Below are 13,102 nucleotides of genomic sequence, written 5' to 3'. Positions count from 1 at the left end.
CCGCTCCCCGCACGCCTCACGCATCTCACTCGCCTCACGCGCCCCGCACCGCGAGCAGCGCCGCCAGATCGAGCCCCCGGGCCCGCTCCAGGTCCTCCCGGTACTTCAGCACCGACCCCAGCGTGGCCACCGCCAGCTCCGCGTCGACCTCCGTCGCGCCGAGCGCGTCCAGTGCCTCCGCCCAGTCGATCGTCTCGGCGACCCCCGGCGGCTTCACCAGATCGGCCGCGCGCAGCGCCTGTACGAGGCCGGTCACCTGCTCGGCGAGCCGTGCCGTCACACCCGGCAACCGCCCTCGTACGATGGCGAGTTCGCGGGCGAAGCCGGGATGGTCGAACCAGTGGTAGAGGCAGCGCCGCTTCAGCGCGTCGTGCACCTCGCGGGTCCGGTTGGACGTGAGGACCACGACGGGCGGCGACTCGGCGCGCAGGGTGCCGAGTTCGGGGACGGTGACCGTGTACTCGGACAGCAGCTCCAGCAGGAACGCCTCGAACTCGTCGTCGGCCCGGTCGATCTCGTCGATGAGCAGCACGCACGGCTGGGTCTCCAGGGCCCGCAACAGTGGCCGGGCGATCAGGAACCGTCGCCCGTACAGCTCGCCCTCAAGACGGTCCGCGTCGGTGACACCGGCCGCCTCGGCCGCCCGCAGATGCAGCAACTGGCGCGGGAAGTCCCAGTCGTACAGCGCCTGCGAGGCGTCGATACCCTCGTAGCACTGGAGGCGGATGAGCGGAGCGTCCAGCGCGGCGGCGAAGGCCGACGCGAGCGAGGTCTTGCCCACGCCCGCGTCGCCCTCGCAGAAGATCGGCCGACGCAGCTTCAGAGCGAGGAAACACGCGACCGCCAGGCCGTCGTCGACGAGGTACCCGGTCTTTTCGAGCCGCTCCCGCACGTCGCCGGGTCCCGTCGGCCATGCGGCCCCGCCACCGGGCAACCGGCTACCGCCGGACGCCTCGTCGGTGCTCAACCGGCGGCTATCGGACAACGCGCCCGAGCCGGAGTCGGAGTTGGAGCCCGCGCCCGGCCCAGCGCCCGCGCCGGTGTCGGGGTTGGAGTCCGCGCCCGGCCCCGCGCCAGGGCCCGAGACCGCATCCCTCCCCCGCCCCGGCCACGGCGATGACCCCGGCGCGGACCCCGATCCCTCCATCCGTGTGATCGGCTCCTCACCCCATCCCCGCGGCGGTCAGCACCGAGCGCCGTGTGAGCACCCGTGCCAAATGCGCCCGGTACTCGGGCGAGGCGGACGGATCGCCCGTCGGACGGGTTCCCTCCGCCGCCGACCGTGCGGCCCCCGCCACACCGTCCGGACCCACGCCCACCAGCGCCTCCTCGGTCGCCGAGGCCCGCAGGGGAGTGGACCCCATGTTGCTGAGACCGATCCGCGCCTCGGCGATGTGCCCGTTGTCGCGCCGCACGAGCGCCGCGACGCCGACCACGGCCCAGGCCTGTGCCACCCGGCTGAACTTCTCGTAGTGGAAGCCCCAGCCGGCGGCTTTGTCGGTCATCGGGAGCCGCACCTCGACCAGCAACTCGTCCGGCCGCAGCGAGGTCTGGAGGTAGTCGACGAAGAACTCCCGTGCGGGGATGGTGCGTTGGCCGCCGGGCCCCGCCGCGACCAGCTCCGCGTCCAGCGCGAGCGCCACCGCCGGCAGATCACCCGCGGGATCGGCATGGGCGAGCGAGCCGCCGAGGGTGCCCCGATGGCGTATCGCGGGGTCGGCGACCGTCGCCGTGGCCGCCGCGAGAAGGCCCGCGTGACGGCGTACCAGCGGATCCGCGAGGACGTCGTGGTGGGTGGTCAGCGCGCCGATGACGAGCGTGCCGCCGTCCTCGCGCACCCCGCGCAGCCCGGGTATCCGGCCGATGTCCACGACCAGTTCGGGGAAGGTGAGCCGCAACCGAAGCAGCGGAAGCAGGCTCTGCCCGCCCGCCAGTACCTTCGCGTCCTCGCCCGCGTCGCCGAGCGTCCGTACGGCCTCGTCGATGCTCGTGGGCCTGACGTAGTCGAATGCCGGAGGAATCATGACTGGTTCTCCTCGACCGACCGGGCCGACTGAAGGGCCTCCCAGACCCGCCCCGGCGAGCAGGGCATCGCTATGTCCCGGACGCCCAGCGGCCGCAGCGCGTCCACGATCGCGTTGACGACGGCGGGTGTCGAGGCGATCGTGCCGGCCTCGCCAACTCCCTTCACCCCCAGGGGATTCGAGGTGGCGGGCGTCTCCGTACGACCGGTCGTGAACTCGGGCAGGTCCACCGCGGAGGGCACCAGATAGTCGGCCATCGTGCCCGAGACCAGGTTGCCCTCGTCGTCGTACACGGCCTCCTCGTACAGCGCCTGCGCGATGCCCTGGGCGAGCCCGCCGTGCACCTGCCCCTCGACGATCACCGGGTTGATGACCAGGCCGACGTCGTCGACGCAGACGTACGAACGGATCGACGTCCGCCCGGTCTCCGTGTCGACCTCGACCGCGCACAGGTGAGTGCCGTGCGGGTAGGAGAAGTTGTCCGGGTCGAGCAGGTGCTCGGCGTTGATGGTCGGCTCCATGCCGTCGGGCAGATCGTGCGAGGAGAACGTCTCGAAGGCGACCTCCTGGATCGTCTTCCGCGCCTCCGGCGACCCCTTCACGGAGAACGCGCCGTCCGTGAACTCCAGGTCGTGCTCGCTCGCCTCCAGCAGATGCGCGGCCACCTTGCGCGCCTTGTCGACGACCTTCTGGGCCGCGTGATGCACGGCCGAGCCACCGACGACGAGCGACCGCGAGCCGTACGTGTCCATGCCCTGCGGCGCCGACCTGGTGTCGCCGTGCACGACCTCGATGTCCTCGAAGGGCACCCCGAGCACATCGGCGGCGATCTGGCTCCAGCAGGTCTCGTGCCCCTGCCCGTGCGGGCTGGTCCCGGTGATCACCTCGACCTTGCCGGTGGGCAGCATGCGGATGCTCGCCGCCTCCCAGCCGCCGGCCGCGTACCGCAGATCCCGCAGCACCCGGCTCGGCGCGAGCCCGCACATCTCGGTGTACGTGGACACCCCGATCCCGAGCCGCACGGAGTCACCGCTCTCGTTCCGCTTGGCCTGCTCGGCGCGCAGCTCGTCGTACCCGAAGAGGGCGAGCGCCTTGTCGGTGGCGGCCTCGTAGTTGCCGCTGTCGTAGGTCAGCCCGGCGATCGACGTGTACGGGAACTCGTCGTGCCCGATCCAGTTCCGGCGCCGCAACTCCACCGGATCCAGGCCGAGTTCGGCGGCCAGCTCGTCCATGATCCGCTCGATGGCGTACGTCGCCTCCGGGCGCCCGGCACCTCGGTACGCGTCCGTGGGCGTACGCGTCGTGAAGACACCCGTGCACGTGAACGCGTACGCGTCCATCTTGTAGATCGCCGGATACATGAAGGCGCCCAGGACCGGGATGCCCGGCGTGACGAGCATCAGATAGGCGCCCATGTCGGCGAGCAGGTCGACCTTGAGGCCGAGCAGTTTGCCCTCGCGGGTCGCGGCGATCTCGATGTCCTGAATCTGGCCGCGTCCGTGGTGGGTGGCGAGGTAGCCCTCGGAGCGGGACTCGGTCCACTTGACCGGCCGGCCGAGGCGCCGCGCGATGTCGAGGGCGATGACCTCCTCGCCGTACACCTGGAGCTTGGAGCCGAAGCCGCCGCCCACGTCGGGGGCGACCACGCGCAGTTTGTGCTCGGGGACGCCGGTGACCATGGAGAGCATCACGCGCAGGACGTGCGGGACCTGGGTAGCCGAGTACACCGTGTACTCGCCGGACGCGGCGAGCGGGGTGACGACCACCGCGCGCGGTTCCATGGCGTTGGGGATGAGCCGCTGCTGGAGATAGCGGCGGCGCACGACGACGTCGGCGCGCTGTTCGACCGTCTCGTAGTTCTCGCCCGTGGCCAGCGGCCAGACATAGCAGCGGTTGGTTCCCTTGTCCGAGTGGACCAGTGGGGCGTCGTCGGCGAGGGCGGCTTCCATGTCGAGCACAGGGGGCAGCGGCTCGTAGTCGACCTCGATCGCTTCGAGCGCGTCGGCGGCCGCGTACCGGTCGCGGGCCACGACGACGGCCACCGGGTCGCCCGCGTACCGCACCTCGTCGACCGCGACGGACGGGTGGTCCGGCAGCACGATGTCCTCGGTCACCGGCCAGGCGCACGGCAGCGAGGCGGTCCCCTCCGCGAGGTCGCGGCCGGTGAACGCGGCGATGACACCGGGTCGTTCGAGCGCGGGCGTCACGTCGACACGGTCGATACGGGCGTGCGCCATCGGGCTGCGCAGGATGGCCAGATGCAGCAGCCCGTTGACGCTGATGTTGTCGGTCCAGTTCGTCTGGCCGGTGACCAGCCGGGCGTCCTCCTTACGGGGACGGGACCGGCCGACCTCGCGCTCGGTGATCTGCTCGCTCATGTCCTTGCCTCCTGCCCGGAAGCCGCAGAAGCCGCAGATGCTGTGGAGGCCACCGACGGTTCAGCGGCCTCGGAGGCGGCGAGCACCGCGCGCACGATGTTCTGATAGCCCGTGCACCGGCAGAGATTGCCCTCCAGCGCATGCCGTACGTCGTCCGCGCTCGGCTGCGGATTCTCGCGGAGCAGATCACGCGCGGCCATGATCATCCCTGGTGTGCAGTACCCGCACTGCAGGGCGTGGCGCTCGTGGAACGCCTTCTGCAGGGGATGCCACTCCCCGTTCGTGGCGAGCCCCTGGACGGTGGTCACCTCGCTCCCGTCGGCCTGGACCGTGAGTACCGAGCAGCTCTTGACGGTCTCGCCGTCCAGGTCGACCGTGCAGGCCCCGCAGTTGGAGGTGTCGCAGCCGATCGGGGTGCCGGTCAGACCCAGCCGGTCACGCAGATAGTGGATCAGCAGAAGACGGGGTTCCACCTCGTCCTCGTACGTCGTGCCGTCCACCTTCACCGAGATACGGGTCATGTGCCCTCCCAGGGAACCGGGCGAGGGAAATCAGCCACCGGACGTGGTGGGCGTCACTCTAGGACCGCGTCCCGGGAGGGGCGAGGGCCGCGACAGGCTTTGTTGAGCGTTAATCCGTTGCTCGCGGATGCCAGGGCCTGATGGACTGAGATGGATCAGCCGCGAGGCACCGTCGACCGGAATCAAGGAGCAGCAATGCGCGCACCGTTCATGTCCACCCAGGAAGGAATCCCTCTCACTTCAAAGGACATGACAAGCGGTGCACACGCTGAACCTGGGAATTCTGGCGCACGTAGACGCCGGTAAGACAAGCCTGACCGAGCGGCTGCTGCACACCGTCGGGATCATCGACGAGATCGGCAGTGTCGACGACGGCAGCACCCAGACCGACTCCCTCGCGCTGGAACGACAGCGCGGTATCACCATCAAGTCGGCCGTCGTCTCCTTCGAGATCGACGACGTCACGGTCAATCTGATCGACACACCCGGCCACCCGGACTTCATCGCCGAGGTGGAGCGCGTGCTGAGCGTGCTCGACGGCGCGGTGCTCGTGGTCTCGGCCGTGGAGGGCGTCCAGGCGCAGACACGTGTCCTGATGCGGACGCTGCGGCGGCTGCGCGTTCCCACGCTCGTCTTCGTCAACAAGATCGACCGCCGGGGCGCCCGGGACGAGGCCGTGCTGCGGGCCGTCACCGAGCGCCTCACCCCGGCCGTGGTCCCGATGGGCCGGACGGCCGGACAGGGCACGCCCGAGGCACGTTTCGTCCCGGGACTCACCTCGGACGCGCTCGACGTGCTGGCCGACCACGACGACCGGCTGCTCGCCGCGTACATCGAGGGCGGCGTTCCGGACGGCCTGCTCCACGCGGCACTCGCGGACCAGACCGGGCAGGCGCTCGTGCACCCGGTGTTCTTCGGCTCCGCCATGACGGGTGCCGGCGTGGACGAGCTGATCGCCGGCATCAGGGACCTGCTTCCCGTCGGCGAGACCGACACCGAAGGACAGGTCTCCGGCACGGTGTTCAAGGTCGAGCGAGGCCGGGCGGGGGAGCGGGTCGCGTACGCGCGGATGTTCTCGGGCGCCCTCCGGACCCGGGACCGGGTGACCTTCGGAGACGACAAGGAAGGCAAGGTCACCGCGGTCCGTGTCTTCGAACGAGGCTCCGACGTCGGGGACGGCCTGCTCTCCGCAGGCCGGATCGGCAAGCTGTGGGGCCTCGACGGCATCAGGATCGGCGACAGCATCGGCGTCCCGCGCCCGTCGTACGAGCACTTCTTCGCTCCGCCGACCCTCGAAACCGTCGTGGTGCCGAGCCGCCCCGCCGAAAAGGGCGCCCTGCACACCGCACTCACCCAGCTCGCCGAGCAGGACCCGCTGATCAACCTGCGTCTGGACGAGACGCGCCGGGAGATCTCCGTGTCCCTCTACGGCGAGGTGCAGAAGGAGGTCGTCCAGGCGACCCTCGCCGACGAGTTCGGCCTGGACGTCGGCTTCCGCGAGACGACGACGATCTGTGTCGAGCGGCCCGTCGGGAGCGGCGCGGCGGTCGAGTTCATCGACAAGGAACCCAACCCGTTCCTCGCCACGGTCGGACTGCGCGTCGACCCGGCACCGGTCGGCTCCGGTGTGGAGTTCCGGCTGGAGGTCGAGCTGGGTGCGATGCCGTACGCGTTCTTCAAGGCCGTCGAGGACACGGTGCGGGAGACTCTGGGCCAGGGAATCCACGGCTGGCGGGTCCCCGACTGCACGGTCACCATGACGCACTCCGGCTACTGGCCGCGGCAGAGCCACGCGCACCAGGGCTTCGACAAGAGCATGTCGAGCACGGGAGCGGACTTCCGCGGCCTCACCCCGCTCGTCCTGATGGACGCGCTGCGAGAGGCGGGCACCCAGGTGTACGAGCCGATGCACCGATTCCGCCTGGAGGCTCCGGCGGACACGCTGGGCGCCCTGCTCCCGGTCCTCGCCAGCCTGCGGGCGGTCCCCCGGACGACGGGGACGAGGGGCAGGTCATGTGTGCTGGAGGGGGCGATCCCCGCCGCCCAGGTGCACGGCCTTGAGCAACAGCTACCGGGTCTGACCAGCGGAGAGGGTGAGCTGGAGGCCGCGTTCGACCACTACGCGCCGCTCGCGCGCGGCACGGTCCGGGAGCGCCCGCGTACCGATCACAACCCACTCAACCGCAAGGAATACCTGCTGAACGTGATGCGGCGGATCGGTGGGTGAGCGGCCGGTGATCCGCACAACGCCATTCCGGAAAAGGTGACTTACTCTCAAGTCAGGAGTCTTGACGGGCCGAAGAGGCACCCGCGACTGTTGTGCACATGTCGAAGTTGCGTGTGCATCTGCTCGGCGTTCTCGTTCTCCTGACCGGTCTCCTGACGACCACCGGAGCTCAGCCCGCCTCAGCCCTCCCCGACGATCTGTGGTTCGACCAGGCCGCCGCCGCGACCCTCACGGTCCAGAACGGCCGCTTCACCGACGGCCTCGGCCGCGAGGTCGTGCTGCGCGGCTACAACGTCTCCGGCGAGACGAAACTCAAGGAGAACAACGGCCTCCCCTTCGCCTCGGTCGCGGACGCCAAGAAGTCCGCGACCGCGCTCCGGGCGCTCGGCGGCGGCAACTCCGTCCGCTTCCTGCTCTCCTGGGCGTACGCGGAGCCCACGCGCGGCCAGGTGGACTCGGCCTACCTGGCCGCCGCGACCGACCAGATACGCGCGTTCCTGGACGCCGGGATCCGCGTGTACCCCGACTTCCACCAGGACCTCTACTCCCGCTGGCTGTTCGACTCGGACAGCTGGTACACCGGTGACGGCGCCCCCAAGTGGGCCGTCGACCTCGGCGACTACCCCGACGAGTACTGCGGCATCTGCCCGTTCTGGGGCCAGAACATCACCTCCAACGCGGCCGTGACACAGGCGACTTACGACTTCTGGCACAACGAGTACGGCCTCCAGGAGGCCTTCCTCGACACCGCCCAGAAGACGATGGCGTATGTGAAGCAGAACCTCACCGCGACCCAGTTCGCGGGCGTCGTCGGCTTCGACCCGTGGAACGAGCCGCACCCGGGCACCCTCGACTCGGGCCAGACCAGCCGGGCGTGGGAGAAGGACGTCCTGTGGCCGTTCTACGTCAAGTTCCGCGCCCGCATGGACGCGGCGGGCTGGCAGGCCAAGCCGGCCTTCGTCGAGCCGAACCTCTTCTGGAACGCCAACATCGACTTCCAGAAGCAGGAGGGCGGACTGCTCGACGCGACCCTCGGGTCGCGCTACGTCTTCAACACCCACTTCTACGACCAGAAGGCCATCTCCGGCGTCTTCATGTGGGGCAAGGCGGAGGACGGTCAGTACGTCGGTGACTTCGGCACCGTCCGCGACCGGGCCACGGCCACCGGGACGACGGCGATCATCAGCGAGTTCGGGCACCCGCTCGTCGGCTCCGTCTCCGACAAGGCGCCGACGGTCTACAAGGCGATGTACCAGGCCCTCGACTCCCGGGTGAAGGGCGCCAACTGGTGGGCGAATCCGGCGAGTTCGGGTCCCGTTCTGTCCGGCTCCCAGTGGCAGTGGGACATCTACAACGGCCGCCACCACGAGCTGATGAACGACAACCCGAACGAGGTCCAGACCGAGGGTGACGCCTGGAACGACGAGGACCTGTCCGCGGTACGCCTCGACGACTCCGGCAAGGCCGTACTGCGCCAGGACGCGCGGATGCTCGACCGCGTCTACCCCAGCGCCACCGCGGGCCGCTCGCTCGCGTTCACCTTCGAGGACCGCTCGCGGGACGGCTCCACGACGCTGACGTGGAACCCGGTGCCCAGCTCCCTGCCGAACGTCGCGCAGCTGGTGGGCTCCGGTCAGTACGCGCTGCAGGTCTGGCGCTCCGACGGCAGCGCCGAACCGACGGAACTCCACCTCCCGGCGTCCTTCCCCAACGCGTCGACCACGGTGGTCTCCGACCTCGGAACGACGTTCGGTCCGCCGGCGTACACCCGTACCACCCCGATCGCCACGGCTGCCGAGCCGGGCGGCACCGGTAGCCGTCGGCTGCTGCTCACCGCGGCCGACTCGGGTACGTTGCACTACGCCCTGGTCACCAATGGAGCGACCGCCCCGTCCGCCGCGGTGTTGAGCGCGGCGCGTGCGGAACTGTCCTCCTGGATGGCGTCCGAGTTCAACTAGGGGGTCCGCAGGCGGTGTTCCGTCTGCGGGTCTGTCGTGGCTGGTCGCGCACAGGTGGCGGAGCCGCAGGGTGTCAACGTCCCCGCGCCCCTTTGGGGCGCGGGGACGTTGACAGTAATCTCGGCCCCAACTATGAGAAGACGTACGGTCTTCGCATAGCCGGATTTTTCTGGATCTTCCGTGTCCGGCAAGAGGGGTTCGTCCCCTGAAGGGGGTGCCTGATGCGTCATACGCTCAGCCCTGTACGGCCAGTCCACGACTGTTCCGCCGCCTGCCCGGTACCGCTGTCGCCCCAGGCCCTGGCGCAGTTGTACGCCCGCTATCTCGAACTGCTCAAGGAACGCCGCCTGCCCGGGAACATGACGTTCGAGGAGTACTACACCGTCTGGCGCGCGGGACGACGGGGCGAGAACCTCGTCGGCCTCGACGACGGAGCCCTCGACCCGGGCCCCAGCACCGACAAGCAGCTCATCACCCGGCCGTCGTCCCAACTCCGGGGAACCATCCGGACGTTGGTGCTGCTCGTCGACTTTCCCGACCAGCCGCACGAGGTCGACCACGGCCCCGGCCACTACGACAGCATGCTCTTCGGTCTCGACGAGTTCCCGACCGGCAGCATGCGCTCGTTCTACCGCGACGTCAGCGCCTTCGAGACGTCGCCGAGCACCGGCATCGACGTCCAGGGCGCGGTGCACGGCTGGTTCCGGATGCCGCAGCCGCTGTCCTTCTACGCCGACGGAAACTCCGGCATGAACGCCAACTTCCCCCGCAACTCACAGGGGTTGGCGCGTGACGCAGTACTGGCGGCCCGCGACGCCGGAGTCGACTTCACCTCCTTCGACGCGCTCGACGAAGGTGTCGTCACCGCCCTGTTCGTCATCCACGCCGGACGCGGCGCCGAGCAGACGACCCAGCGCGGCGACCTGTGGAGCCTCAAGTGGACGATCCCGGGCGGCGTCGAGGTCGGTCCGGGCCTGTCCGCGCGCACCTTCCTGACCGTCCCCGAGGACAGTGCCGTCGGCGTCTGCGCCCATGAGTGGGGCCACCTCGCGGCGCGCTGGGCCGACTACTACGACACCGGCCAGCAGCAGCTGACCCGCTCGGCCGGGCTCGGCAACTACTGCCTGATGGCGGGCGGTTCATGGGGCAACGGAGGGCTGACCCCGGTCTTCCCGACCGCCATGCTGCGCATGTTCCACGGCTGGATCGAGCCCCAGGTGGTGAACAAGACCACCCGGGACATCACACTGCGGCCCGCCGCCGAGGACGGCGAAGCGGTGTTCATCCAGAACCCCGCCACCATGTCCGACAGCCAGTACATACTCGTCGAGTACCGTCGCCGTCGCGGCCAGGACGCCTTCCTGCCCGACGAGGGGATCGCCGTCTACGTCGTCGACGAATCGATCGACAACGTCAACGACGAACAGAACCTGGCCATCGAGCTGCTCCAGGCGGACGGCCGCGGCGACCTCTCCCGGATGTTCGGCCGGGGCAACCGCGGTGACAGCGACGACCTGTACCCGTTCAAGGACAACACCACAGTCGGCGAGAAGACGGCTCCGGCGCTGAACCTGCCCCAGGGCACCTGGACCGGGGTCACCATCGAGACGGTGGGCACACCCGGGGCCGACGAGATGACGGTGCACGTCACCGTGGCGTAGGAGTAGGAGACGGCCATTGGGGCCGAGTGCCCTGCCCCCCCGGCGGGTCAGGGCACCGCGGCCCGAGGCCGTCAGCCTCCTCCGGCCAGCCGGTCCACGGCGGCGAGGACGGGACCTACCCCGTCCTCGTCCCGGAGCCGGCCGGCCAGCTCCTTCGCGCGGCGCGCGTACACGGGCTCGGTGACGGCACGTGCCACGGCGCCGCCGAGCGTGCCGGCACCGAGCCTGCGCAGCGGAACGGCCCGAGGAGCCACTCCGAGCGCGACGAGCCTGGCGGCCCAGAACGCCTCGTCGAACTGGATCGGTACCGGCACGGCCGGCACACCGGCCCGCAGCGCGGCCGCGGTCGTGCCCGCACCCGCGTGATGGATCACCGCGGCCATCCGCGGGAACAGCGCCGAGTGCGGGACCTCGTCCACGGTGAACATGTCGTCCCCGACGGCCTCCAGCCCGGCCCAGCCCCGCTGCACGACACCGCGCACCCCGGCCGCGCGCAGGGCCCGTACGACCTCCGTGCTCAGCCGCTTTGGATTCGGCACGGTCGCGCTGCCAAGGCCGAAGTAGACCGGAGGAGTCCCGGCGTCCAGGAAGTCCCGCAGTCCGCCCGGGAGTTGGGCTTCGTGGTCGTACGGCCACCAGTACCCGGCGATGCCGAGGCCGGGCCGCCAGTCGCGCGGCCGGGGCACCACCAGCGGGCTGAAACCGTGCTGGACCGGCCAGTTCTGCAGTTCACGGGCACGCCGGGCGGCACGCGAGCCGAGTGGCGGCAGCCCCAGCCGGGATCGCAGCGACCGGGTGGTGTCGGCGAAGACGCGCTCGACGGCGACATTGACGACCCGCCCCGCGAGCCGGTTCCCGGCCGGACCCAGGGAGCGGGTGCCGATCACCGGAGGCGCGAACTCCCCGGTGGGCGCCAGGGGTTGGAGATAGACGCCCATGCTGGGCAGCGCGTGCCCCTCGGCGATGGCATGACCGAGGGGCCCCAGCGAACTCGACAGCAACAGCACATCGGCGGCCCCGGCCGCGGCCACCAGATCGTCGGCCATCTTTCCGACCAGCGACCTGGCCATCTCGACGACCCGGGCCAGCTTTCCGATCCCGGTGACACTGCGATGCAGGGCGAGCCCGCGTACGGACTCCAGTTCGGCCCGCGGATCAACGGGCAGCGGATGAAACCCCACCCCCGCGTCCTTCACCAGCGGTTCGAAGCACGCGTGCGTCACCACGGTGACCTCGTGCCCGCCCCGCGCCAGCCCGTGCCCAAGTCCCGTGTACGGCGCGGCGTCGCCCCGCGACCCCGCCGTCATGATCGCTACTCGCACGAGGGTCAGTATGGCGGCGCGTGCCCCAGGGATCATAGGGCCCGCACCCCGACGCGCCGGGCTGGCCGTCGGCCTGGCGGTGGGGAGCGCCCCTCAATGGGGCACGGGGCTGTGACATTTTGCGACTCCTCCCTCTACTCTCGGCTGCGCTCGATCGGGGCCCCCATGGTGGGCGCGACCAGCCGCAGACGACCCGCACCCATCGAACGACAGGCTCGGTTCGTCACCGCCGGGCGAGCGAGACGGCCACAACGCCGACCGCGCTGAGGAGCCCCATCCCGAACACCCACACCCCGAGCAGCCGCCGGCGCAACACCCGATACGCCTCCTCGTACTCACCCCGCAACTCAGCGCCCCGCTGAACCGTCCGCTGCCAGGAAAGCCGCGCAAGTGACACGTACTCCTCAGTGAACCGCTCCTCGACCTCGGCCCGCTGGCTGTCGGTGAGCCACCCGAACTGCCGGGTGAAACGGTCTGCTTCGGCCCGCCCCTCACCCCACGTGGCCTCGATCAGAAGATGACCCTCCAACTCGTTGATCAACGCCCCCGCGTCGACCGGCCGTTCGTCCATCGCCGTCACCGCAGAACCCTCTCCGTCGCGGGCAACTGGTCGGCCGCGGCGGCGATTTCGGGGTGGTGCAGGTCGAAGGCCGGGGATTCGGAACGGATCCGGGGCAGCGTGAGGAAGTTGTGCCGCGGCGGCGGGCAGGACGTGGCCCACTCCAGTGAACGGCCGTAACCCCACGGGTCGTCGACCTCGACCTTCTCGCCGTACTTCGCCGTCTTCCACACGTTGTAGAGGAACGGCAGGATCGACAGACCGAGCACGAAGGAGAAGATGCTGGACACCGTGTTGAGGACCGTCAGTCCTTCCACGGCCAGATAGTCGGGAATCCGGCGCTGCATCCCGTTCGTGCCCAGCCAGTGCTGGACGAGGAAGGTGCCGTGGAAGCCGATGAACAGCGTCCAGAAGGTGATCTTGCCGAGGCGTTCGTCGAGCATCTTGCCGGT

10 protein-coding genes are annotated in these 13,102 nt (G+C 70.1%); 3 read left to right on the top strand and 7 right to left on the bottom strand.

Annotated features, from left to right (window positions below; all coding sequences use genetic code 11):
• Nucleotides 1-34 precede the first annotated feature (34 nt).
• The 4 genes from ACH4YP_RS00050 to ACH4YP_RS00035 form a co-directional block, all read right to left on the bottom strand.
• A complete protein-coding gene (locus ACH4YP_RS00050; RefSeq protein WP_398488621.1) occupies nt 35-967 on the bottom strand; it encodes an AAA family ATPase in 933 nt (310 codons plus the stop codon).
• 196 nt (nt 968-1,163) lie between these two features.
• A complete protein-coding gene (locus tag ACH4YP_RS00045; RefSeq protein WP_361072207.1) occupies nt 1,164-2,024 on the bottom strand; it encodes a xanthine dehydrogenase family protein subunit M in 861 nt (286 codons plus the stop codon).
• The gene (locus tag ACH4YP_RS00040) at nt 2,021-4,402 is read right to left on the bottom strand and encodes a xanthine dehydrogenase family protein molybdopterin-binding subunit (protein ID WP_398488619.1); all 2,382 of its coding nucleotides are present in this window, start codon (nt 4,400-4,402) and stop codon (nt 2,021-2,023) included. The genes ACH4YP_RS00045 and ACH4YP_RS00040 overlap by 4 nt, the downstream gene beginning before the upstream one ends.
• The gene (locus ACH4YP_RS00035; RefSeq protein WP_398488618.1) at nt 4,399-4,923 is read right to left on the bottom strand and encodes a (2Fe-2S)-binding protein; all 525 of its coding nucleotides are present in this window, start codon (nt 4,921-4,923) and stop codon (nt 4,399-4,401) included. Before ACH4YP_RS00035 ends, ACH4YP_RS00040 begins: the two co-directional genes overlap by 4 nt.
• A gap of 259 nt (nt 4,924-5,182) precedes the next feature.
• On the opposite strand from ACH4YP_RS00035, the gene ACH4YP_RS00030 reads away from it, so the two are divergent.
• The 3 genes from ACH4YP_RS00030 (at nt 5,183) to ACH4YP_RS00020 (ending at nt 10,769) form a co-directional block, all read left to right on the top strand.
• Nucleotides 5,183-7,150 (top strand): GTP-binding protein, encoded by a 1,968-nt coding sequence (locus ACH4YP_RS00030; RefSeq protein ID WP_398488616.1) that lies wholly within the window; start codon nt 5,183-5,185, stop codon nt 7,148-7,150.
• 98 nt (nt 7,151-7,248) lie between these two features.
• Nucleotides 7,249-9,108 (top strand): cellulase family glycosylhydrolase, encoded by a 1,860-nt coding sequence (locus ACH4YP_RS00025; RefSeq protein ID WP_361072218.1) that lies wholly within the window; start codon nt 7,249-7,251, stop codon nt 9,106-9,108.
• Nucleotides 9,109-9,329: 221 nt separating this feature from the next.
• Nucleotides 9,330-10,769, top strand: coding sequence for a M6 family metalloprotease domain-containing protein (locus tag ACH4YP_RS00020; RefSeq protein WP_398488614.1), 1,440 nt, complete (start codon nt 9,330-9,332; stop codon nt 10,767-10,769).
• Between the two features lie 71 nt (nt 10,770-10,840).
• Here the strand turns inward: ACH4YP_RS00020 and ACH4YP_RS00015 are convergent, their stop codons facing one another.
• The 3 genes from ACH4YP_RS00015 to ACH4YP_RS00005 all read right to left on the bottom strand — a co-directional run.
• The gene (locus ACH4YP_RS00015) at nt 10,841-12,076 is read right to left on the bottom strand and encodes a glycosyltransferase (RefSeq protein ID WP_398489414.1); all 1,236 of its coding nucleotides are present in this window, start codon (nt 12,074-12,076) and stop codon (nt 10,841-10,843) included.
• 238 nt (nt 12,077-12,314) lie between these two features.
• Complete coding sequence (locus ACH4YP_RS00010) at nt 12,315-12,662, bottom strand: hypothetical protein (protein WP_398488612.1); 348 nt, start codon at nt 12,660-12,662, stop codon at nt 12,315-12,317.
• A 5-nt stretch (nt 12,663-12,667) separates the two neighbouring features.
• Nucleotides 12,668-13,102 (bottom strand): cbb3-type cytochrome c oxidase subunit I (locus ACH4YP_RS00005; RefSeq protein WP_398488610.1); only part of this gene is annotated, 435 nt, incomplete at its 5' end.

The sequence above is a fragment of the Streptomyces sp. NPDC020747 genome, from assembly GCF_044334695.1.
GTDB lineage: Bacteria > Actinomycetota > Actinomycetes > Streptomycetales > Streptomycetaceae > Streptomyces.
Note: the sequence above shows the minus strand (reverse complement) of the source record. Positions and strands in the feature narration are given on the sequence as shown.

Excerpts from the sequence above, each read along its gene's own strand:
- ACH4YP_RS00040 (WP_398488619.1), bottom strand. The coding sequence starts at position 4,402 with ATGAGCGAGCAGATCACCGAGCGCGAGGTCGGCCGGTCCCGTCCCCGT.
- ACH4YP_RS00035 (WP_398488618.1), bottom strand. The coding sequence starts at position 4,923 with ATGACCCGTATCTCGGTGAAGGTGGACGGCACGACGTACGAGGACGAG.
- ACH4YP_RS00010 (WP_398488612.1), bottom strand. The coding sequence starts at position 12,662 with ATGGACGAACGGCCGGTCGACGCGGGGGCGTTGATCAACGAGTTGGAG.
- ACH4YP_RS00020 (WP_398488614.1), top strand. The coding sequence starts at position 9,330 with ATGCGTCATACGCTCAGCCCTGTACGGCCAGTCCACGACTGTTCCGCC.
- ACH4YP_RS00025 (WP_361072218.1), top strand. The coding sequence starts at position 7,249 with ATGTCGAAGTTGCGTGTGCATCTGCTCGGCGTTCTCGTTCTCCTGACC.
- ACH4YP_RS00045 (WP_361072207.1), bottom strand. The coding sequence starts at position 2,024 with ATGATTCCTCCGGCATTCGACTACGTCAGGCCCACGAGCATCGACGAG.
- ACH4YP_RS00015 (WP_398489414.1), bottom strand. The coding sequence starts at position 12,076 with ATGACGGCGGGGTCGCGGGGCGACGCCGCGCCGTACACGGGACTTGGG.